Raw genomic sequence first — 20,050 nt, 5'->3', positions numbered from 1 at the left:
ATCTAGCAAGGGCCGTTCATCGGCGGCCTTTCTCGTTCGCATTGCACAAAAACTGACCAAACTTTTTTATGCCGGACTTTGCCCGGCAGGGGAAAACTCGCCATGTTGAAACGACGTCAATTTCTTGGTGGCCTTGCGGCCTTCAGTAGCAGCTATTTGTTGGCCGCATGCGGTGGCGGCTCGGGCGCAAGCAGTACCGGCGCCGCTGTGAGCGCTGCAGCGAATGTCCAGGCATTGCAGAACGCGGCCATCGGGGGGGCATCGACTAATGGAGCGACAATACCTCCGGCGGCCTCCTTGACCGACAGCAACGGTGCCGTCTGGACGCTGTCCGGCGGCGTGGTGTACAAGAATGGCGCGGTCGCCGGCGTCAACTACAACGTATCGCTGGTACTGTGGTTCAGCAACACCATCTATCACGAGAATTCTTCCGGAAAGTTCTATGCGTGGTCAGGTTCGGGCTGGTCCGCTTGTCTTGATCCGCGTTCTGCGAGAGGCACCTCGCCCAACGGTACGACCATCCCGACCGGCACGTATATCAACGACGCAGTCGGCAGACAGTGGACAGTCACGAACGGCGTGATTTACCGCGACGGCGTGGTGGCCGGCATCAACTATGGCGTCGCCTTGCTGCTCTGGTACGGCGGCAACATGTGGCATCAGAACACGAGCGGGCAGTTCTACGTCTGGGCCGACGTGGGCGCCGCAGGCTGGCTGCATGCCACTGACCCTCGCATCGCGACCGCGCCGGTTGCCGGAAATTTCTACGGTATCAACGGGCACTTCGACTACACCTATAGCCCTGCGCAAGTTGTAACGATGCTGAAGGGTTTGGGCATGTCGACCTACCGCGTCGGCGTCAGCGACGACCCCACGCAGCTCAACGCGGTGTCGGCCCTTGCACAAGCTTTCCAGTCGGCCGGCATGACGCTTTTCGTGCTGATCAACCAGGGAATGACCGACGCATCCGGGAACGTGCTGAGCGGCGAGAGCGTCGCTTACAACCAGGCTTACATGGTTGGATCGACCGTTGCGAACAGGCTGAAACAGTACGGTGTGACCATGTACGAATGCGGGAACGAGCTGACCCGCCAGAATTCGACCATTCTGGACTTCAATCAGGCGGGTAATACGGCGGCCGACTTCAACAATGCGAACTGGCCGGCCATGCGAGGTGTGATGCGAGGTATGCTCGATGGCGTGAGGTCGGTTCAGCCGAACGCCAAGTGCGGCATCAATTTTTGCGCCTCCGACATCGGCGCCGCAGACGCCTTGTGGGAAGGCTCGCAACCTGACGGGACCACGGGACATCCGATCGTGCGCTGGGACATCACGACGTGGCACAACTACGAGGTGTACGGTGACATCTTCAACATCGGCACGGACGGCGCGGGCCCGGGCTTCGACTTGCCGACATACTGCAAGGCCCGGTACGGTGTGCCGTTCATGATCACCGAGTGGAATACGGGTCCTGAGCAAACGCAGGCCTACCGTGCGACCTACATCACAACCCAGTTGACGAACCTGTATCAGGCGCGGAAAACCCACAATATTCAATCGACGATGTATTACGTGCTCGACAGCGGCAACAACACCTTCGGGATCGTTACTGCCGGCGTGAAGTCGATTCTCCCCTACGCGGCCTTTGCAACTTTCATCGCGGCCAACGCCGACGTTTGAACGTTGTTTCTGAAGCACGACTGCCGGGTCGCGCTCCCTGCTTCGGCAGCAGGGAGCGCGACCCGTTTGTGCATTTCCGTTTGGCCGGCCACATATCGCATTGACGCGACAAAGCACAATCAGTTGAAGAACCGACTTGTTCCGGCCCGAGCGGAATGCCGGCGACAGTCAACCTAGTCAATGCGATATTGGAGAAACAATGGGTTGGAAAAACCTGCTGATCGAAGCGCCCGTCTGGTTAATCAGCCGGTTCTACCGGCCGCGCTTCGATCCGAACCGCACGACGCCCCGCGAGATTCTGGTGTTGCGCCCGAATGATTTCGGTGAGCTGCTCACCACCACTCCGCTTTTCGAAGCGCTGCGCAAGCGCTTTCCGACGACGCGCCTGATCGCCGGTGTAGGAAGCTGGGGGCGTCCCATTCTGGAAAACAATCCGTTCGTCGATGAAATCGTCGAGATCGATGCGCCCTGGAACAACAAGCTCGTCGAGGACCGGTCGCATCGCAATGTAATGCGGTTTCTCTGGAAGTCGCCGCAAGTCGCGGCACTGCGCGCACGAGGCGGTTTTGACGTGGGTATCGACGTGCTCGGCAGCTACATGGGCGCGGTGCTGTTGATGCGCGCGGGCGTCAGATACCGCATTGGCGTGCGCGGGTATCGCGGCGGCTGGAGCGGCTGCCAGGATTACATCGAGTTCGCCAGGCGGCAATGCGGCCGGGCCGCGCTCGGGCAAGCGGAACTGCTCGGTGCGAAGACGCTGCCGGAGGCACGTCCTCAGCTTTTCCTGACCGACGACGAACGCTTGCAAGCGGCGCAGGTCTGGACCGCGGGCGAGGCCGGCGGCCGCCGCACGGTGCGGATAGTTGCCGGCGTGGGCGCCGGCGTTTCAAGCAAGGCCTGGGATGCGCGGCAGGTCGGGGACGCGCTAACCCGGATTGCGGAGGCAATGGAAAAGGCCGGTAATGCATGCAATATCGTGATCGTCGGCAACGACACCGACCGGCTGCGCGCGGAAGAGGCCATGGCCGCTGCGAGTCCGGCTACGGCGATCCGTTCGATGGCGGGAGAAGTATCGATGCGCATCATGTTTGCGCTGGTCGAGAATGCGGACGTCGTGCTGACGAATTCCTCCATGCTGCTGCACGTCGCCGCCGCTTTCCAGCGTCCGACAGTTGCCGTGATCGGCGGCAGCGTGACGCGGCCCGAGGTTCACGACGCTATCTGGGGTTATCCACCGCCTTACCGGAGCGTTGCGCCCGAGCGGTACGTTCCTGGCGAGCATGCTCTGAACTGGCCGAGCGTCGAGCGGGTCGTGGACGCTGTCATCGAGTCGTTGGAATTGCAGCGCGCCCGGGGAAATAACTGCGCAGAACCTGTTGTCTAGAACCGGTCGTGTCCATAGGTTTTGTTCAAGTGTTTGAACATTGAAAGGTTTTTCGTTTTGATTTTCACCGGAAGCATGAGGAGGGCGTGCAGAGTTTTCTGGCAGTTTTGCCATTTTGGCGCCATTTAGGCGTTGGGGCTTGGCCGTTAAGATGCGGGCGTCGGCGGTTTGCGCGGAGGTTGGTTTGCCTGGGACATCAGGCTCGCCGAATGCGTGCAGTCCCGGCACTGGCTCAGTCATTTTCTTTTCCTGCTTTTTTCGAGCGCGTCTTAATGTGGATCGTCAACGTTGCGCTGAAGCGGCCCTACACATTCATTGTGATGGCCATCATGATCCTGTTGGCGACGCCGTTCGCGCTCCTGACAACGCCCGTCGACGTCCTGCCGGAAATCAATATTCCGGTCGTCAGCATCATCTGGACATACACGGGTTTGTCGGCCGAAGACATGGCGAACCGTATCGCCCAGGTCAACGAGCGTAGCCTCACGACCACGGTCAACGATATCGAGCATGTCGAGTCGCAGTCGTTGCCGGGCATCGCCATCATCAAGGTCTTCCTGCAGCCGAATGCGAACATCCAGACTGCGATTGCGCAGACGGTGGCCGTCGAACAGGCGCAGTTGAAACAGATGCCGCCCGGCGCCACACCGCCGCTCGTGCTGAGTTATTCGGCATCGAGCATTCCGGTGATCCAGCTCGGGTTGTCGAGCCAGACGCTCTCCGAACAAGACCTGAACGACTCGGCGCTGAACTTCCTGCGCCCGCAACTAGTGACCATTCCGGGCGCGTCGGTGCCCTATCCGTACGGCGGCAAGAGCCGGCTGATTTCCGTGGATCTGAATACGCGCGCGCTGCTGGCGAAGGGCCTCACGCCCTCCGATGTCGTCAGCGCTTTCAACGCGCAGAACCTGATCTTGCCAACGGGCACAGCCAAGATCGGCCCGAAGGAATACACCATCAACATGAACGGTTCGCCGGCGACCATCGCCGCGTTGAACGAGATCCCCGTGCGCACCGTGAACGGTGCGACTACTTACTTGCGTGAAGTCGCTCACGTGCGCGACGGTTTCTCTCCGCAGACGAACATCGTGAGGCAGAACGGACAGCGCGGTGTGCTGATATCGGTCATGAAAAACGGCAGCGCATCGACGCTGTCGATCGTCAATTCGTTGCGCGCCATCTTGCCGAGCGCAAAAGCGTCGCTGCCTGAAGACCTCACGATCACGGCGCTCTTCGATCAGTCCGTGTTCGTGAAAGCCGCCGTGCAGGGCGTGATCAAGGAAGCCGTGATCGCCGCCGCCTTGACCGCCGCGATGATCCTGCTGTTCCTCGGCAACTGGCGCAGCACCTGCATCATCGCGATATCGATTCCGCTTTCGATCCTGTCGTCGCTGCTGGCGCTGCATGCGCTAGGGCAGACCATCAACATCATGACGCTCGGCGGCCTTGCGCTCGCGGTGGGTATCCTGGTCGACGACGCGACGGTGACCATCGAGAATATCGAGCGGCATTTGCACATGGGCACGGACCTGCACGAGGCGATCCTGGAGGGCGCGGGCGAAATCGCGATTCCGGCGCTCGTGTCCACGTTATGTATCTGTATTGTGTTCGTGCCGATGTTCTTTCTTACCGGCGTGGCGAAGTTCCTGTTCGTGCCCCTCGCCGAAGCCGTGGTGTTCGCCATGCTCGCGTCCTATGTGCTTTCGCGGACGCTCGTGCCGACGCTCGCCATGCTGCTGATGGGTCACGCGCACAAGCCGAAAAAGAACGCGAAGCCGAATCTGTTCATGCGCCTGTATCATCGTTTCGATGCCGGTTTCGAGCGGATGCGCGCCACCTACATTGTGATCCTGAGCACGTTGCTCGTGCGCCGCCGCTTGTTCGCAGTGGGATTCCTGAGCTTTTGTATTGTCTCGGTCGGACTCGTGTTCGTGCTCGGCGAAGACTTTTTCCCCAGCGTAGATTCCGGCAACATCCGGCTTCACATGCGCGCTCCGACGGGTACGCGCATTGAAGAAACCGCGCGGCTCGCGGACGATGTCGAGCGCGTCGTGCGTCAGGTCGTGCCCGCCAGCCAGCTCGAAACCATCCTCGACAACCTCGGGCTTCCGTACAGCGGTATCAACCTTTCATACAGCAACGCGGGAACCATCGGCACGCTCGATGGCGAGATCCAGGTCGCATTGAAGCCCGACCACGATCCGACCGCGGGTTTCGTGGACAAGCTGCGCACCATTCTTCCCCAGAAATTTCCAGGCGTGGACTTCTTCTTCCAGCCGGCTGACATCGTCACGCAGATCCTTAACTTCGGTTTGCCGGCAGCCGTCGATGTGCAGATTTCCGGTGCGAACCAGCGCGGCAATTTCGAAGTTGCGTCCGGCCTGATGAAGTCGATCCGGCAAATTCCCGGCACCGTCGACACCCACATCCAGCAGAAGTTCGACCAGCCGGTGCTCAACCTGCAAATGGACCGCACGCGGCTGCAGCAGCTCAACCTGACGGCGAACAACGTCGCGCAGAACGTGCTGGTATCGCTGTCGGGCAGCTCGCAAACGTCACCGGGTTTCTGGTTCAACAACAAGAATGGCGTGGAGTATCAGGTCGCGGTGCAGACGCCGCAGTACCAGATTTCTTCCATCGATGAGCTGCTGCGCACACCTGTTTCCGGCAGCGCAACGGGTCCTACGCAACTGCTCGGCAATCTCGTGCGCGTCTCGCCGCAAAGCCAGTTCGCCGTGGTGACGCGCTACAACATCAAGCCGGTCATCGATGTATTCGTAAGCGTCGAAGGACGCGATCTCGGCAGCGTCGCGAAGGAGGTGGACAAGCTCGTGGACCAGGCGCGCGCCAAGTTGCCGCGCGGCAGCGAGATCACCGTGCGCGGCCAGGTCGCGACCATGCGCTCATCGTTCTTCGGCCTGGGCGTGGGCGTCGCGATGGCCATCGTGCTGGTGTATCTGCTGATCGTGGTGAACTTCCAGTCGTGGGTCGACCCGCTGATCATCATCAGCGCATTGCCCGCGGCGCTGGCGGGTATTGCATGGATGCTGTTTCTCACGGGCACGCACCTGAGTGTCCCGGCGCTCACCGGCGCGATCATGACCATGGGTGTGGCGACCGCGAACAGTATCCTGATGGTGTCGTTCGCAAGACAGCGCCTGCAGGCCGGCGCGCCGCCGCTCACCGCCGCACTCGAAGCGGGCGCGAGCCGTATCCGGCCGGTCCTGATGACGGCATTCGCAATGATCATCGGCATGATTCCGATGGCGCTCGGGCTTGGCGAAGGCGCCGAGCAGAATGCGCCGCTCGGGCGCGCAGTGATCGGCGGCCTGCTGTTTGCAACCGTATCCACCCTTTTCTTCGTGCCGCTTATCTTTGCGGGCATCCATAGCCGGCTGGCCCGGCGGCGCGAGCGTTCGGAAAACGACCATGACGACGATGATCGCGATGGCCACGGCACGCCCGAACATGCACCAAGTTAAAACTGGCTGAACGATATGACCGAAAAAACTCACGCATCGCTGGGGATTCCCGTCAGGGAATCCGACGAGGGCCACGCGTTGCCGCCCCGGGGGCGCGAATGGAAGCGCGCGAAGATCGCAGTGGTGATCGTGCTGATCGTGCTCGCGGCGGGGGCCGTGCGCACCGTGGTATCGAACGTGTCGGAAAGCCACGCGGCGACCGAGACCTCTCAGCAAAACGCGAAGGTGTACGTCAACGTGATCTCGCCGAAACCGGCGGAAGGCGGCGGCGAAACCGTGTTGCCCGGCACCTTGCGAGGCTACGTGGAGTCGCCCATCTATGCGCGGGCGACCGGCTATCTGCTGCACTGGTATGCGGATATCGGCGTACGCGTGAAGCAGGGCCAGTTGCTTGCCACGCTCGATACCCCCGAGATCGACCAGGAGCTTGCGCAAGCGGTCGCGCAGCGCGACCAGACGGCATCGAGCCTCGTGCTCGCGAAGAGTTCGTTCACGCGCTGGCAGCAACTGCGTCAGCGCGACGCCGTGTCCCAGCAGGAACTCGATGAACGCCAGAGCACCTTCAACCAGGGCGTCGCGAACCTCGCGGCAGCGAACGCGAACGTGCAGCGCCTGAAGCAGCTCGAGTCGTTCAAGCGCATCGTGGCCCCGTTCACGGGCGTGGTGACGCAGCGCAACGTGGACGTCGGCGATCTTATCGATGCCGGCAGCGGCGCGAGCCGTGCGCTCTTCGCAATGGCGCAGGCCGACCCGTTGCGGGTCTACGTGCAGCTTCCGCAGGCATATGCCCAGAACATCAAGCCCGGGCAGGACGTGATCGTCACGCAAGCGGAACTGCCGGGGCAGCAGTTCCATGGAAGCATCGCGAATATCTCCGGCGCAATCGATGTCCCCACGCGTTCGCTGCAGGTCGAAGTGCGCTTGCCGAATCCGGACAACAAGTTGCGCCCGGGTGCTTACGTTCAGGTGGCGTTGCCGGGTGTCGCGCGGGCGCCGCTGGTCGTTCCTGGCAACGTGCTGCTGTTTCGCGCCGAAGGGCCGCGGGTTGCTGTCGTCGACCAGAACGGCAAGGTCGTCTTGCGCAAGATCGTCATTGCGCAGGACCTGGGGCGAACGCTGGAAATCGAAAGCGGCATAGAGCAGAGCGACAAGATCATCGTCAATCCGAGCGATTCCATCGCGGACGGCGACCCGGTCACCATAGCGCCGCTCAAGCCTGCAAAGAAGGGGATGTCGTGATGGAGGCGCATCGGACCATGCGGCTGGGGGCGCTGGCAGCCGGCGCGATCCTGCTGTCCGCCTGCACGGTCGGGCCGGACTACAAGCAGCCGGTTGCGCAGACGCCGCCCGAGTGGCAGACGGATTCGTACTGGCGCGTCGCCGAACCTTCGCATGCGCCGCTTGGCGCCAACTGGTGGACGAGTTACGGCGACGCAACCCTCAACGGCTTCGTGGATCAGGCGCTCGCGCAGAACCAGACGCTCGCCGCGGCGCTCGCCCATTACGCGCAGGCACGCGCGACGCTCGCGAACAACGCGGCGCAACGCCTGCCCGAGGTCGATTTCGGCGCGACCGGCGCACGCGCCCGGATCTCGCAGAATCGGCCGCAAACCAATTACGCAACGCCGACGCAGTCGACGGTTCAGAACGACATTCGCGTTGGTCCGACCATCGATTACGACACGGATCTGTTCGGCCGGATTCGCCGCGAAATCGAAAGCGCGACGGCGTCCGCGCAGCAATCCGCCGATGATCTTGCAAACGCGCGCCTCGTGCTCACCACGGATCTCGCGAACGACTACTTCTCGATGCGCGAACTCGACGCCGAGATCGACGTGCTGAACCGCTCGGTCGTACTGCAACAGAAGGCGCTGGATTACGTGACGACGCAGCACGATCTCGGCTCGGTGTCCGGGCTCGACGTGCTGCAGCAGAAATCCGAACTCGATACCACCCGCGTACAGGCGCGCCTGCTGCTCAACCAGCGCGCCCAGTTCGAGCATGCGATCGCGGCGCTGATTGGCGTGCCCGCGCCGCAGTTTGCCATTGCGCCGAAGGTGATCGATGCCAACGTGCCGATCATCCCGCTCGGCTTGCCGAGCGATCTGCTGCAACGGCGTCCGGACATCGCATCGGCGGAACGTGCGATGGCCGCCGCCAACGCGCAGATCGGCGTGGCGAAGGCGGCCTATTTCCCGAGCCTTTCGCTGATGCCGGGTATCGGCTGGGAAAGCACGCAGTTCGCCAGCCTGCTGAGCGCGCCCACCTTGATGTGGACGCTCGGCGCAACGGTCGGCCAGGTCATCTTCGATGGCGGGCGGCGCGCCGCGAACGTGGATTTCGCGAGCGCGGGTTATCAGGCCGCCGAGGCAAATTATCGGCAGACGGTGCTTAACGCGTTCCAGCAAGTCCAGGACGGGGTAACGGGTTTATCGGTGCTCGATGCCGCCGCGAAGGAGTCGCAAGAGGCCGTGACCGACGCGCGGCGCCTCTTGACGCTCGCGAACGATCGCTATTCGGGCGGCCTCGTCGCGTTTCTCGATGTGATCACCGCGCAGCAGTCGCTGCTCACGAGCGAGCGGCAGGATGTGCAGATTCACGGGCAACAGCTGACAATGTCGGTGTCGCTGGTGAAAGCGCTGGGCGGCGGCTGGGACGTGAATACGCCCCTTGCAGGCTCGCCCGCACCCGCCAATACGATGGCAGCGAACCCGCCGTCATCGCAGTGACAGAGCCATTACGTTTCCTATAATGGAAGAACGTACATAAGAAGGCGCGCATGAAACTGCTCATCGTGGAAGACGAACACAAGGTAGTCGACTACCTGCGCTCCGGGCTGACGGAGCAGGGCTGGATAGTCGATGTCGCCATGGACGGCGAGGAGGGCACGCATCTCGCGATCGAGTTCGATTACGACGTGATCGTACTCGACGTGATGCTGCCCAAGCGCGACGGCTTCAGCGTGCTGAAGGCGCTCCGGGCACACAAGGCGACGCCCGTGATCATGCTGACCGCGCGTGACCAGATCAACGACCGCGTGCGCGGCCTGCGCGAAGGCGCGGACGATTACCTGACCAAACCGTTTTCATTCCTCGAACTCGTCGAGCGGCTGCACGCGCTCGCGCGCCGCACGCGTGCGCAGGAATCCACGCTGATCGCACTGGGCGATCTGTATGTGGATTTGATCGGCCGCCGGGCGACGCGCGACGGCATACGGCTTGACCTGACCGCGAAGGAGTTCCAGTTGCTGAGCGTTCTGGCGCGCCGCCAGGGCGACATCCTGTCGAAGACGGCCATCACGGAGCTGGTGTGGGAGGTCAATTTCGACAGCCACACCAACGTGGTGGAAACCGCGATCAAGCGGCTGCGCGCGAAGCTCGACGGTCCGTTCCGGACCAAGCTGCTGCACACGGTGCGCGGCATGGGTTACGTCCTCGAGGTCCGCGACGAAGCGGCCGCATCATGAACCGGTCCATCTCGCGCCGTCTTGCATTCATGTTCGCGGCGGTCGCGCTGTTCGTGTTCACGCTCGTAGGCTCCGGGCTATTCCTGGTACTGAGCACCCAGCTTGAACAGCATTTGCGCGAATCGCTCGATGACCGCAGCGAGATTGCGAAGATCATCGTTTATCACGCGATGACACCCGAGAAATGGAAGCTCGCGCGCGAACGCCTTGCCGACATGACCCCCCGCGACGGCTACACCCGCTATTCGGTGACGAGCAGCAATCCGGCATTCAGCATCGGGCAACCGATGACAGGCCAGGTGGTCGATCGCTGGCCCGGCGGTTACGAACGCGTCCGGACGAACGACGGCAAATGCGACATGCTCATCAACACGATCGAGATCCCGTCGTATGGCGACAGGCCCGCGGTTCAGCTCCAGGTCGGCGCGGGTTATGCCGCGAACACGCGCACCATGCGCGCGTTTGGTTTTGCGCTTGCGGCGTTATCGGCGCTTGGAAGTCTCGGGGTCTTGTTGTTGAGTTATTCGGTCACGCGTCTGGGCCTCGCGCCGCTCACCCGGCTGACACGCGACGCTTCGGCAGTCAGCCCGAACAATCGCTCGCAGCGTCTCAACACGAGTTCGCTGCCGCTCGAACTGAGCGATCTCGCCAACTCGTTCAACGGCGCACTGGAGCGGCTCGACGCCGCGTACGGACGGCTCGAGTCGTTCAATGCCGATGTCGCGCACGAGTTGCGCACGCCGGTCACGATCCTGATCGGGCAGACGGAAGTTGCGTTGACGCGCAATCGTTCAGTCGACGACCTGCGCCAGACGCTGCAATCCAATCTGGAAGAGTTCGGTCGCATGCGGGCGATCATCAACGACATGCTGTTCCTCGCGCGTGCCGACCAGGGCGAACGAGCGACGGGTCTCGTCGATACATCGCTTGCCGCCGAAGTCGCGCACACGCTGGAGTTTCTCGAGATTCCGCTGGAAGAGGCGCAGGTCCATGCGATTTCTTCCGGCGACGCCTTCGTGCGCGTCAACAAATCGCTATTCGGCCGCGCATGCATCAACTTGCTGATGAACGCGATCCAGCATTGCGAGGCGGGATCAGTCATCAGCGTTTCGATCAGGCGCGAAGGCGATCAGGTGCGCGTGGCGGTGGCGAACCCGGGGCAAGCGATAGAACCGGGCGTGCTCGATCATCTGTTCGACCGGTTTTACCGGGCGGAAGTATCGCGTACGAACAGCCGCGAGAATCATGGACTGGGCCTGGCTATCGTGAAAGCGACGGCCGAGATGCACGGCGGCAAGGTGTTCGCGACCAGTGCGGGTGGCATCAATACGTTCGGGTTTTCCGTCGAGGCGTCGGAAATCGTCGAGCAGCCCCAGGCTCCGCCCGATTTACGGGTTCAAGAACCGCGCGTCGAAACCTCGATGCAGACGGCTTCAATCAGCCACTAAGCTGGCTGGCAGTAAGATCATGCTTGCCCGGCGACATTGCTCGTCGGGGAGTTACCGTTCTCCGGTTGCCGCGCATCGAGGTGGCCGATCTTGCCAACTACACTTTCACGTACTCACCGAAAAGTTGTCGTACAACGTACCTGCTTGTCGGGTGGTTGTCGCAATTGACTCTCCACTCGCCAATGACCCGCGCGGGCTGCTCTAAACGGCGAGATGGTTTATATACGGGCCTTCGTGCGTCCATGCGCAAGAATTCAGCGTTCACCTGCAACCTTACGTTTAAGGGTTAACGGTTATGGAAAGCGTAGTCCGTCCCGGTTATGTTCTCATACGACAACATACATCGATAAACGCGCCGTAAAGAGCGTCCTCCTGCGGCCGTTACCTGGCCGTCGGCCGGCATCGGCCCCAAATCGATCCGCATAAAATCCATACGAAGAGCGAGGAGACGAAATGATTCTGTCCGGCCGATTACTGGCTAGGTTTTCAGCGAAGCTGACCGTGCTGTGCGGCGCGTTGAGCGCGGTGGCGGCTATTGCCGTGATCACCACGCCTGCCGCGCACGCGGCCGACCCTGTGTCGATCAACATCGTCGACGTAGCGGGCAACCTGCAGCTCACGCAAAAGGCGTTCGAAGCATTCAAGGCGAAAAATCCGCAGCTCGTTTCCAACATTACCTTCACCAACGCGCCCGCCCCGCAATTGCCCGGCAAGATCAAGGCGATGCAGGCCGCCGGACGCTCCGACATCGACCTCGTGCTGACCGGCACCGACGCGCTGGCTGCGGGTATCGAACAGAAGCTGTGGATGAAACTGCTGCCCGAACAATCGGCCTCATTCCCCGGTCTCCTCGATAAATACGCACCCGGTCCGCGCAAGATGCAGGACATAGCGCAGGGTTACGGCATTGAAGTGACGTACATGCCTGCCGGTCCGCTGATCGAATACAACCCGGCGAAGGTCACCGATCCGCCGAAGACGCCCGAGCAGTTGCTCGCATGGTGCAAGGCACATCCGGACAAGCTCATCTATGCACGCCCGGCCAACTCCGGTCCGGGACGCACTTTCCTGATGGGCCTGCCATACGTTCTCGGCGACAAGGACCCGCGTGACCCCATCAACGGCTGGGACAAAACATGGGCCTTCCTCAAGCAACTGAATGATTGCATTCCTTATTACCCGGGCGGAACATCGGCGGTGATGAAGGAGCTGGGCGAAGGCTCGCGCGACATGACGCTCACGGTGACAGGCTGGGACATCAATCCGCGCGCATTGGGTCTGGTGCCGGCGGAGTTCAAGGTCCAGGCTTTCGACAACATGACGTGGGTCAACGACGCCCACTATATGGTGATCCCGAACGGCGTGCCGAAGGAGAAGCTCGACGTGCTCTACAAGATGATGAACTTCATGCTCGAACCGGCGCAGCAGGCCATGACTTTCGACGATGGTTATTTCTATCCGGGGCCGGCCGTAAAGGGCGTAATGATCGAATCGGCGCCGGCGAAGAGCCAGGACGTGATCAAGAGGTACGGCCGTCCGGAATACGCAAAGCTGTTGGCTGACCGTCCGCATGTGGTGCCGTTGAGCGCGACCGCGATGGTTGCCGCGTTCCAGAAATGGGACCGCGAGATCGGTTCGCAGAAGTCGAAGTAAGGCAGGCGAAGTAAAGCGCCTAAAGCCGTGCGGTTTTCATCAAGCCGTACGGCGTCGTTAACAGCTTCATCAACAGCTTCATCAACAGCTTCGTGAGTGAAGTATCAGGAACCTGCCATGAAACATCAGTTCGATGAGTTGCGACTAGATTCCGTCAGCCGCAGTTTCATGAACGCCGAAGGCCAGGCGGTCGCGGCATTGCGCGGACTTGCATTGAGTATCCAGCGCGGCGAGTTCATTGCGTTGCTGGGACCTTCCGGATGCGGCAAGTCGACGGCGCTCAATTGCATCGCCGGATTGCAGCCGCTGACCGGCGGAAAGATCTGGCTCGATACACAGCGTATCGATGTCCTCCCACCCGAGAAGCGCGGGTTCGGCATGGTGTTCCAGAACTATGCGTTGTTCCCGCATATGTCGGTGCTGGATAACGTCGGCTTCGGCCTCAAGATGCGGGGCGTAGCCAAGAGCGAAGCCGCGCGCCGGGCGTTCGAAGCGTTGCAGATGGTGCAGCTCGTCGGACAGGAAAAGAAGCTGCCTGGACAGTTGTCCGGTGGCCAGCAACAGCGTGTTGCCATCGCGCGGGCGATCGTGATCGAACCGTCGCTCGTATTGATGGACGAACCGCTTTCTAACCTGGATACGAAGTTGCGCATTGAAATGCGTGCCGAGATCCGGCGCATTCACAGCCAGCTCGGACGCTCGACCATTTATGTGACGCACGATCAGGACGAGGCGTTGTCGATGGCGGATCGTATCGTGGTGATGCGTGAAGGCACCGTGCAGCAAGTCGCGTCGCCGAAAGAGATTTACGAGCGGCCCGGCAATCTGCATGTGGCGCGTTTCCTGGGGTATCGGAACGTGGCGGAGTTCACGCTGGAAGGCATGGCGGGCGAGGGCGTTGCGGTCAACGCGAATGGCGTGCGCCTGGTCGGCATGCCGATGGCCGGTTTCAACACCAAGCGCGTGAGCGTTGCAATGCGTCCCGAGGATATCGACCGTGCGTCGCCGGGTGCGGAGAATTCATTTAACGCCGAAGTGCTGACGGTCGAATACGGCGGCCAGGATTCGCTGATCCGCGTCAAGGCCGCGTTCGGTTTGTTGTGGGCGCGCGTGACGGGCGACGTAGCCGTTGGCGAAGTCATCACACTTCGCGTGCCGCCACTGCGTACGCTCGTATATGAAGGGGAAGCGCAATGAGCTCGCCACCGCTGCCGCTACCCAATGCGGTTCCGCGCGACGCCAAGGCATGGCTCGTCTCGCCGGCGCTGATCTTCATCTTCGCGTTGTTCGTCTACCCGTTCATCTACGGCCTGGTGCTTTCGTTCCAGCCCATGAACGGCGGTTCCGCGTTCGCCAATTACATCACGTTCTTCACCGATACCGCGATGTGGCCCACCATCATCGTCACGTTGAAGCTCGCTGTTCCGGCGACGATCATCAACGTGGGATTATCGGTTCCGGTTGCCTTCGCGTTGCGGCGCAATTCGCCGTACCAGAAGTTCGTGACCACGCTGCTCGTAATTCCGGTGACACTCGGCACCGTGTTGATTGCCGATGGCATGCTGACGTATTTCGGCCCCAACGGCTGGTTCTCGCAAGCGGTGCACGGACTGCATTTTTATCGCGATGAAGTCCGGCTCACGCATAACTATTGGGGCGTGCTGATATCGCTGATCGTGTCGGGGTTTCCGTTTGCGTTCTTGCTGACGCTCTCGTACGTGACCGGCATCGATCCGACGCTTGCACGTGCCGCCGCTACCCTTGGCGCTAGTCCTTGGCAGCAGTTCAAGCAGATCTACCTGCCGCTTCTGATGCCGGGGCTCACCATGGCTGCGTGCCTCTCGTTCGTGCAGGCGTTCTCGGTGTTTCCATCGGCGGTTCTGCTTGGCGCGCCGGCCGGCCCCACCCGCGTGATCTCGATCGCTGCTGCGGAAGCCGCCTTCGAGAACTATGATTATTCGCTTGCATCCGCCATTGCGATGGTTATGGGCTTCGTACAATTGCTGGTGGTCGCGGGCATGCTCAGCACGCGGCGCTTCTTCTACACGGGTCCGGTGACCGGAGGTAAAGGCTGATGGCAACCGATAATCACGCACCCGTGTGGTCCGCTTCCTCCCGTGCTCCGGCGCCCGACAGTCGTAACGACGGCGCTCAACCCGCAAAGCCGATGAAACCCCATGTGAGCCTCGGCGACCGTGTCTGGAAGATGTTCGTCTGGGGCGCGATGGCGTTTTTCCTCTTCAACGTGCTGTTGCTGATTGCAACTGTCGCGGTGAATTCGGTGGCGACGCGCTGGTTCGGTACGCTGTTGCCGGCCGGTTTCACGCTGCACTGGTACGCGCAGGCTTGGGGCGACTTTCAGTTGGCGAGCGTGCTGTGGGTGACCATGGAAGTCGTTGGCTCGGTGGTGCTTTTGTCGATAGCGCTTGGTGTACCCGCAGCCTATGCGCTCGCCCGGGTGCAGTTTCGCGGCAAACGTTTTGCGATGCTCGTGTTCCTGTTGCCGCTGATGGTGCCGCCGGTCACTTACGGCATTCCGATGGCGACCGTCATGTACAAGGTTGGTCTTGCTGGAACGCTGAGCGGCGTGATCCTTGCGAACCTCGTGCCGGCGTTGCCGTTTGTGATTTTGGTGATGACGCCGTTCATTGAACAGATCGATCCGAATCTCGAAGCGGCCGCGCGGATCTTTGGCGCGAACACGGCGAAGTACTTTCGATATGTGCTGCTGCCGCTGTTGATGCCCGGGATGCTTGCCGCGGGGTTGCTTGTGCTGGTTCGGACCATTGGCATGTTCGAGTTGACGTTTTTTACTGCTGGGCCGACTACGCAGACGCTTGTTGTCGCGCTCTATTACGCTGTGTTTTCGACGGGTGTGAGAGCACCTCAGTCCATTGATGCAATGGCGATGATCTATATGGCTATCACGCTGGTGTGGGTGTTGATCGCGCTGCAGTTTGTTAGTCCGACGCAGCTTGTTTCGAGGGTTAAGGAGCAGAGGTAAGGGGTGGGAGGTGGGCGGTCGGGGTTGGGGCCGGGTTGCTGCTTTTTAGGCTACCGCGGGTTCTGTTCTAGCTGTTCTCTTTTGCACTTTTAGCCACTGTGCGTGGCGGGACTTCATTTCACGGGTTATGCGCTGGCGCTCGGGACAGTGTTCGTTGCGGTCGGGGCTGGTGCCGGGTTGCTGCTGTTTGGGATACCACGCATTCTGTTCTACCTGACTTCTTTAGCACTATTAGCCACTGTGCGTGGCGGCACTTCATTTCTTGGTCCTTCGGCGACAAAGAAACGAAGCAAAGAAAACGCCTTCCAACCGCTAATTCTTAAGTGTCCCGAGCGTGCAGTGACAACTGTTTGGTACTTCACAAGAACGCTCGACGCCGCAATCAAGAACACTTGAAACCCTTCCCCTCCGTCAACGGCAACCCACACGCTTCGCCACCAGTGTGAGAATCCGTTAATCAGGCCTCCGCGCTGCGCGCGCTGGCGCCCAAACAGAAGGGGCGGCTGTTCTGATGGCGAAGTCTCGGGCAAGTTCAGGATGGTGTGGTCCGTTATGGTTTCGCTTGCGCTCGACCGATGTTATGCGTTGTGCAGGTTTCCGTATTGACGGCCACAATTACTGGTGGCGAAGCGTGTGGGTATCTGTTGACGGAGGGGGAGGGTTTCGAGTGTTCTGAATTCCGGCGTCGAGCGTTCTTCTGAAGTACCAAACAGTTGTACGTGCACGCTCGGGACACTTAAGAATTAGCGGTTGAGAGGCGTTTTCTTTGCTTCGTTTCTTTGTCGCCGAAGGACCAAGAAATGAAGTCCCGCCACGGACAGTGGCTAATAGTGCTAAAAAAGTCAGCCAACACAAAACGCGCGGTAGCCTCAAGAGCAACAACCCGGCATCAACCCTGACCGCTGCCAAAAACCGACCAAGCGCCAGCGAACAACCCGTGCACATCCCCATCACAATCTCCGACCGCTAAACCCGGAACCATCAAAACCATGGACCAGTCCCCCCACTACATCCAAGTCCACCCCAACGACAATGTAGCGATTGTCGTCAACGACGGTGGCCTGCCCGAAGGCGCAACCTTCCCCGATGGTCTCGCGCTGCGCGAACGCATCCCCCAAGGCCATAAAGTCGCGCTGGCGGACCTCGCCGAAAACGATGCCGTCATACGCTACGACGTGGTCATCGGCTATGCGCTAAAGGACCTGCCCAAGGGAAGCTGGATCAACGAGCGCGTAATCCGCATGCCCGAGCCGCCAGGCCTCGAAGACTTGCCGATCGCGACGCGCGTCCCGCCCGACATGCCGCCGCTCGAAGGCTTCACCTTCGAAGGCTATCGCAACGCCGATGGCACCGTCGGCTCGCGCAATATCCTCGCCATCACGACGACCGTGCAATGTGTATCGGGCGTGGTCGCACACGCGGTCGCGCGCATCAAGGCGGAACTGCTGCCACGTTATCCGAATGTGGATGACGTCGTCGGGCTCGAACATACCTACGGTTGTGGCGTGGCTATCGATGCAACCGATGCCATGGTCCCCATTCGCACCGTGCGAAACATCAGCCTGAACCCGAACTTCGGCGGCGAAGTGATGATGGTGAGTCTCGGTTGCGAAAAGCTACAGCCCGAACGCCTCATGCCCGCCGGCACGATCCCGATCGCGATGCAGGACGAAGCCAACGGTGACGTCGTCGTACTGCAGGACAATGCGCACGTCGGCTTCCAGTCGATGATCGATTCCATCATGCGCACAGCCACGCGCCATCTCGAACGCCTGAACCAGCGGCGGCGCGAGACGTGTCCCGCCTCCGACCTGACGATCGGCGTGCAGTGCGGCGGCAGCGATGCGTTCTCCGGACTCACGGCGAATCCCGCGGTCGGTTTCGCAACCGACTTGCTGGTGCGGGCAGGCGCAACGGTGATGTTTTCGGAAGTGACCGAAGTCCGTGACGGCGTCGATCAACTGACGAGCCGCGCTGCGAACGCGGAGGTCGCGCAGGCGATCATCCGCGAGATGCAGTGGTACGACAGCTATCTGAAGCGCGGCGGCGCGGACCGCAGCGCGAACACGACGCCCGGCAATAAAAAAGGCGGCTTGTCGAACATCGTCGAAAAAGCGATGGGTTCGATCATCAAGTCCGGCAATTCGGCCATCTCCGGCGTGCTTTCACCCGGCGAGAAAGTGAAGCAGAAAGGCTTGATCTTCGCTGCAACGCCCGCCAGCGATTTTATTTGCGGCACGCTGCAAGTGGCCGCCGGTATCAACCTGCATGTCTTCACGACCGGACGCGGCACGCCGTACAGCCTTGCCGAAGTACCGGTCATCAAGATGGCGACGCGTTCCGATCTTGCGCGCCGCTGGCATGATCTGATGGACATCGATGCCGGCAGGATCGCAACGGGCGACGCGACGATCGAGGACGTGGGCTGGGAACTGTTCCGCCTGATGCTCGATGTCGCGAGCGGACGCAAGCAGACGTGTGCCGAGAAGCTCAAGTTGCATAACGCGTTGACGTTGTTCAATCCTGCGCCTGTGACGTGAATGAAACGGCTCGGCTCGCGCCGGCTTGATACAGGCGCGGACGATGGCTCTGAGCCGAGCGCGGCGATCACAGTCGCCCATCCTGACGGCCTCATCGGAAGAGTTCGACCTGCCGCTCTCCCACGAATGCGGAGGGTCGTCCGACTCGGCAGTTCTTCAGCATCCGGCTACCGCAATGTGTCGCGCTCGACGAGAGCGCTCACCATATCTGCCATGTTCTCGGTTCCCCAAGTGCACAGCGGGACAATCCGGTCGGTCAGACTGCGGCCGAGCGGAGTCAGCGCGTAGTCCACGCGCGGTGGCACCTCCTTGTAGTCGGTCCTCACCAGCACGCGATCGGTCTCCAGTTCCTTCAATTGCTGGATCAGCACCTTGGCGCTGACGCCATGGACGTTGCGCTTGATCTCACCGTAGCGCTTCGGGCCGTCGAGCAGGAAGTACAGGATCAGCGGCTTCCACTTGCCCGCGATGATGCTGAGTGTGGCCGCGAGCCCGTAGGAGTAACGGCCACCGCAATGTTCAGAAGAGTCAGTCATATCATGGTTACCAAAAGGTGCATACTTGTGCTTAGGTTATCAGAAGTGCATGCTTGTCTCAAGAAAGCAGTTCCCTGCTTCCGGACAACTTCAAGGAAGGATGCACGACATGACCAGACTCAATGGAAAGACCGCGGTGATCACTGGGGGCGCCACCGGCATCGGCCTCGCCTCAGCAAAGCGGTTCATCGAAGAGGGCGCCTTCGTCTTCATCTTCGGCCGCCGGCAAGAAGCGCTCGACGCCGCCGTGGCCGACCTCGGTCCTAATGCCCGCGCGGTGAAGGGCTCGGTCTCGAATGAGGCTGACCTCGACCGGCTCTACGCGGCGGTGAAGGCCGAGCGCGGAACCCTCGACATAGTTTTCGCCAATGCCGGGGCGGGAAGCCAGGCTGCGCTCGGCAAGATCACCGCCGAGCACATCGACGAACACTTCGACACCAATGTGAAGGGTACGATCTTCACAGTCCAGAAGGCGCTGCCGCTGATGGGCAAGGGCGGTTCGATCATCCTGACCGGATCGAGCGCCGGTACCACGGGCGCCCCGGCAATGAGCGCTTATAGCGCGAGCAAGGCGGCAGTGCGCAACCTCGCGCGGACCTGGGCGGAGGATCTGAAGGGCACCGGCATCCGGGTCAACGTGCTGTCGCCCGGGGGGACTGCGACCGATCTCGCGAAGGCAGCGCTAGGCGAGGAAGGCATGAAGGTCTTCGCCTCGATGAATCCGCTCCAGCGCATGGCCGATCCGGCAGAAATCGGGGCTGTGGCCGCCTTCCTCGCGTCGTCGGACAGCAGCTTCATGACCGCCAGCGAGGTCGCCGTCGACGGCGGCCTGGCGCAACTCTGATGCGCTACGCCCG

Annotated in this window: 14 protein-coding genes; 13 read left to right on the top strand and 1 reads right to left on the bottom strand. The window is 61.2% G+C overall.

What is annotated here, in order from left to right; genetic code table 11:
* Positions 1–102 precede the first annotated feature (102 nt).
* The 12 genes from AX768_RS27535 to garD all read left to right on the top strand — a co-directional run bounded on the left by AX768_RS27535 (position 103) and on the right by garD (position 18,657).
* The gene (locus AX768_RS27535; RefSeq protein WP_062003221.1) at positions 103–1,680 is read left to right on the top strand and encodes a hypothetical protein; all 1,578 of its coding nucleotides are present in this window, start codon (positions 103–105) and stop codon (positions 1,678–1,680) included.
* 199 nt (positions 1,681–1,879) lie between these two features.
* Positions 1,880–3,064: a glycosyltransferase family 9 protein gene (locus AX768_RS27530; protein WP_062003220.1), complete on the top strand. Its 1,185-nt coding sequence runs from the start codon at positions 1,880–1,882 to the stop codon at positions 3,062–3,064.
* Between the two features lie 272 nt (positions 3,065–3,336).
* Positions 3,337–6,546 carry an efflux RND transporter permease subunit gene (locus tag AX768_RS27525; RefSeq protein WP_062003219.1) on the top strand — a complete coding sequence of 1,070 codons (3,210 nt, stop codon included), beginning with the start codon at positions 3,337–3,339 and terminating at the stop codon, positions 6,544–6,546.
* A 15-nt stretch (positions 6,547–6,561) separates the two neighbouring features.
* Positions 6,562–7,785 carry an efflux RND transporter periplasmic adaptor subunit gene (locus tag AX768_RS27520; RefSeq protein WP_062003218.1) on the top strand — a complete coding sequence of 408 codons (1,224 nt, stop codon included), beginning with the start codon at positions 6,562–6,564 and terminating at the stop codon, positions 7,783–7,785.
* Positions 7,785–9,275 (top strand): efflux transporter outer membrane subunit, encoded by a 1,491-nt coding sequence (locus tag AX768_RS27515; RefSeq protein ID WP_062003217.1) that lies wholly within the window; start codon positions 7,785–7,787, stop codon positions 9,273–9,275. Before AX768_RS27520 ends, AX768_RS27515 begins: the two co-directional genes overlap by 1 nt.
* A 50-nt stretch (positions 9,276–9,325) precedes the next feature.
* A complete protein-coding gene (locus AX768_RS27510) occupies positions 9,326–10,012 on the top strand; it encodes a heavy metal response regulator transcription factor (protein ID WP_062003216.1) in 687 nt (228 codons plus the stop codon).
* Positions 10,009–11,460, top strand: a complete 1,452-nt coding sequence (locus AX768_RS27505) for a heavy metal sensor histidine kinase (RefSeq protein ID WP_082771497.1) — start codon at positions 10,009–10,011, stop codon at positions 11,458–11,460. The genes AX768_RS27510 and AX768_RS27505 overlap by 4 nt, the downstream gene beginning before the upstream one ends.
* A gap of 453 nt (positions 11,461–11,913) precedes the next feature.
* A complete protein-coding gene (locus AX768_RS27500) occupies positions 11,914–13,113 on the top strand; it encodes an ABC transporter substrate-binding protein (RefSeq protein WP_062003215.1) in 1,200 nt (399 codons plus the stop codon).
* Between the two features lie 117 nt (positions 13,114–13,230).
* A complete protein-coding gene (locus tag AX768_RS27495) occupies positions 13,231–14,310 on the top strand; it encodes an ABC transporter ATP-binding protein (protein WP_062003717.1) in 1,080 nt (359 codons plus the stop codon).
* Positions 14,307–15,188: an ABC transporter permease gene (locus AX768_RS27490; RefSeq protein WP_062003214.1), complete on the top strand. Its 882-nt coding sequence runs from the start codon at positions 14,307–14,309 to the stop codon at positions 15,186–15,188. The genes AX768_RS27495 and AX768_RS27490 overlap by 4 nt, the downstream gene beginning before the upstream one ends.
* Positions 15,188–16,117 carry an ABC transporter permease gene (locus tag AX768_RS27485; protein ID WP_062003213.1) on the top strand — a complete coding sequence of 310 codons (930 nt, stop codon included), beginning with the start codon at positions 15,188–15,190 and terminating at the stop codon, positions 16,115–16,117. The genes AX768_RS27490 and AX768_RS27485 overlap by 1 nt, the downstream gene beginning before the upstream one ends.
* A gap of 989 nt (positions 16,118–17,106) precedes the next feature.
* Positions 17,107–18,657, top strand: a complete 1,551-nt coding sequence (gene garD / locus AX768_RS27480; protein ID WP_062003212.1) for a galactarate dehydratase — start codon at positions 17,107–17,109, stop codon at positions 18,655–18,657.
* A gap of 167 nt (positions 18,658–18,824) precedes the next feature.
* Here garD and AX768_RS27475 read toward each other — a convergent pair whose 3' ends face one another.
* A complete protein-coding gene (locus AX768_RS27475; RefSeq protein WP_062003211.1) occupies positions 18,825–19,193 on the bottom strand; it encodes a winged helix-turn-helix transcriptional regulator in 369 nt (122 codons plus the stop codon).
* Positions 19,194–19,302: 109 nt separating this feature from the next.
* Here AX768_RS27475 and AX768_RS27470 point away from each other — a divergent pair, with 109 nt between their 5' ends.
* The gene (locus tag AX768_RS27470) at positions 19,303–20,037 is read left to right on the top strand and encodes an SDR family NAD(P)-dependent oxidoreductase (RefSeq protein WP_062003716.1); all 735 of its coding nucleotides are present in this window, start codon (positions 19,303–19,305) and stop codon (positions 20,035–20,037) included.
* Positions 20,038–20,050 lie beyond the last annotated feature (13 nt).

This window comes from Burkholderia sp. PAMC 28687, assembly GCF_001577465.1.
GTDB lineage: Bacteria > Pseudomonadota > Gammaproteobacteria > Burkholderiales > Burkholderiaceae > Caballeronia.
Note: the sequence above shows the minus strand (reverse complement) of the source record. Positions and strands in the feature narration are given on the sequence as shown.

What these genes read in the sequence shown, in the direction of transcription:
- AX768_RS27525 (WP_062003219.1), top strand. Translation starts at nt 3,337, where the DNA reads ATGTGGATCGTCAACGTTGCGCTGAAGCGGCCCTACACATTCATTGTG.
- AX768_RS27520 (WP_062003218.1), top strand. Translation starts at nt 6,562, where the DNA reads ATGACCGAAAAAACTCACGCATCGCTGGGGATTCCCGTCAGGGAATCC.
- AX768_RS27470 (WP_062003716.1), top strand. Translation starts at nt 19,303, where the DNA reads ATGACCAGACTCAATGGAAAGACCGCGGTGATCACTGGGGGCGCCACC.
- garD (WP_062003212.1), top strand. Translation starts at nt 17,107, where the DNA reads ATGGACCAGTCCCCCCACTACATCCAAGTCCACCCCAACGACAATGTA.
- AX768_RS27490 (WP_062003214.1), top strand. Translation starts at nt 14,307, where the DNA reads ATGAGCTCGCCACCGCTGCCGCTACCCAATGCGGTTCCGCGCGACGCC.
- AX768_RS27510 (WP_062003216.1), top strand. Translation starts at nt 9,326, where the DNA reads ATGAAACTGCTCATCGTGGAAGACGAACACAAGGTAGTCGACTACCTG.
- AX768_RS27515 (WP_062003217.1), top strand. Translation starts at nt 7,785, where the DNA reads ATGGAGGCGCATCGGACCATGCGGCTGGGGGCGCTGGCAGCCGGCGCG.
- AX768_RS27535 (WP_062003221.1), top strand. Translation starts at nt 103, where the DNA reads ATGTTGAAACGACGTCAATTTCTTGGTGGCCTTGCGGCCTTCAGTAGC.
- AX768_RS27500 (WP_062003215.1), top strand. Translation starts at nt 11,914, where the DNA reads ATGATTCTGTCCGGCCGATTACTGGCTAGGTTTTCAGCGAAGCTGACC.
- AX768_RS27485 (WP_062003213.1), top strand. Translation starts at nt 15,188, where the DNA reads ATGGCAACCGATAATCACGCACCCGTGTGGTCCGCTTCCTCCCGTGCT.
- AX768_RS27475 (WP_062003211.1), bottom strand. Translation starts at nt 19,193, where the DNA reads ATGACTGACTCTTCTGAACATTGCGGTGGCCGTTACTCCTACGGGCTC.
- AX768_RS27530 (WP_062003220.1), top strand. Translation starts at nt 1,880, where the DNA reads ATGGGTTGGAAAAACCTGCTGATCGAAGCGCCCGTCTGGTTAATCAGC.
- AX768_RS27495 (WP_062003717.1), top strand. Translation starts at nt 13,231, where the DNA reads ATGAAACATCAGTTCGATGAGTTGCGACTAGATTCCGTCAGCCGCAGT.
- AX768_RS27505 (WP_082771497.1), top strand. Translation starts at nt 10,009, where the DNA reads ATGAACCGGTCCATCTCGCGCCGTCTTGCATTCATGTTCGCGGCGGTC.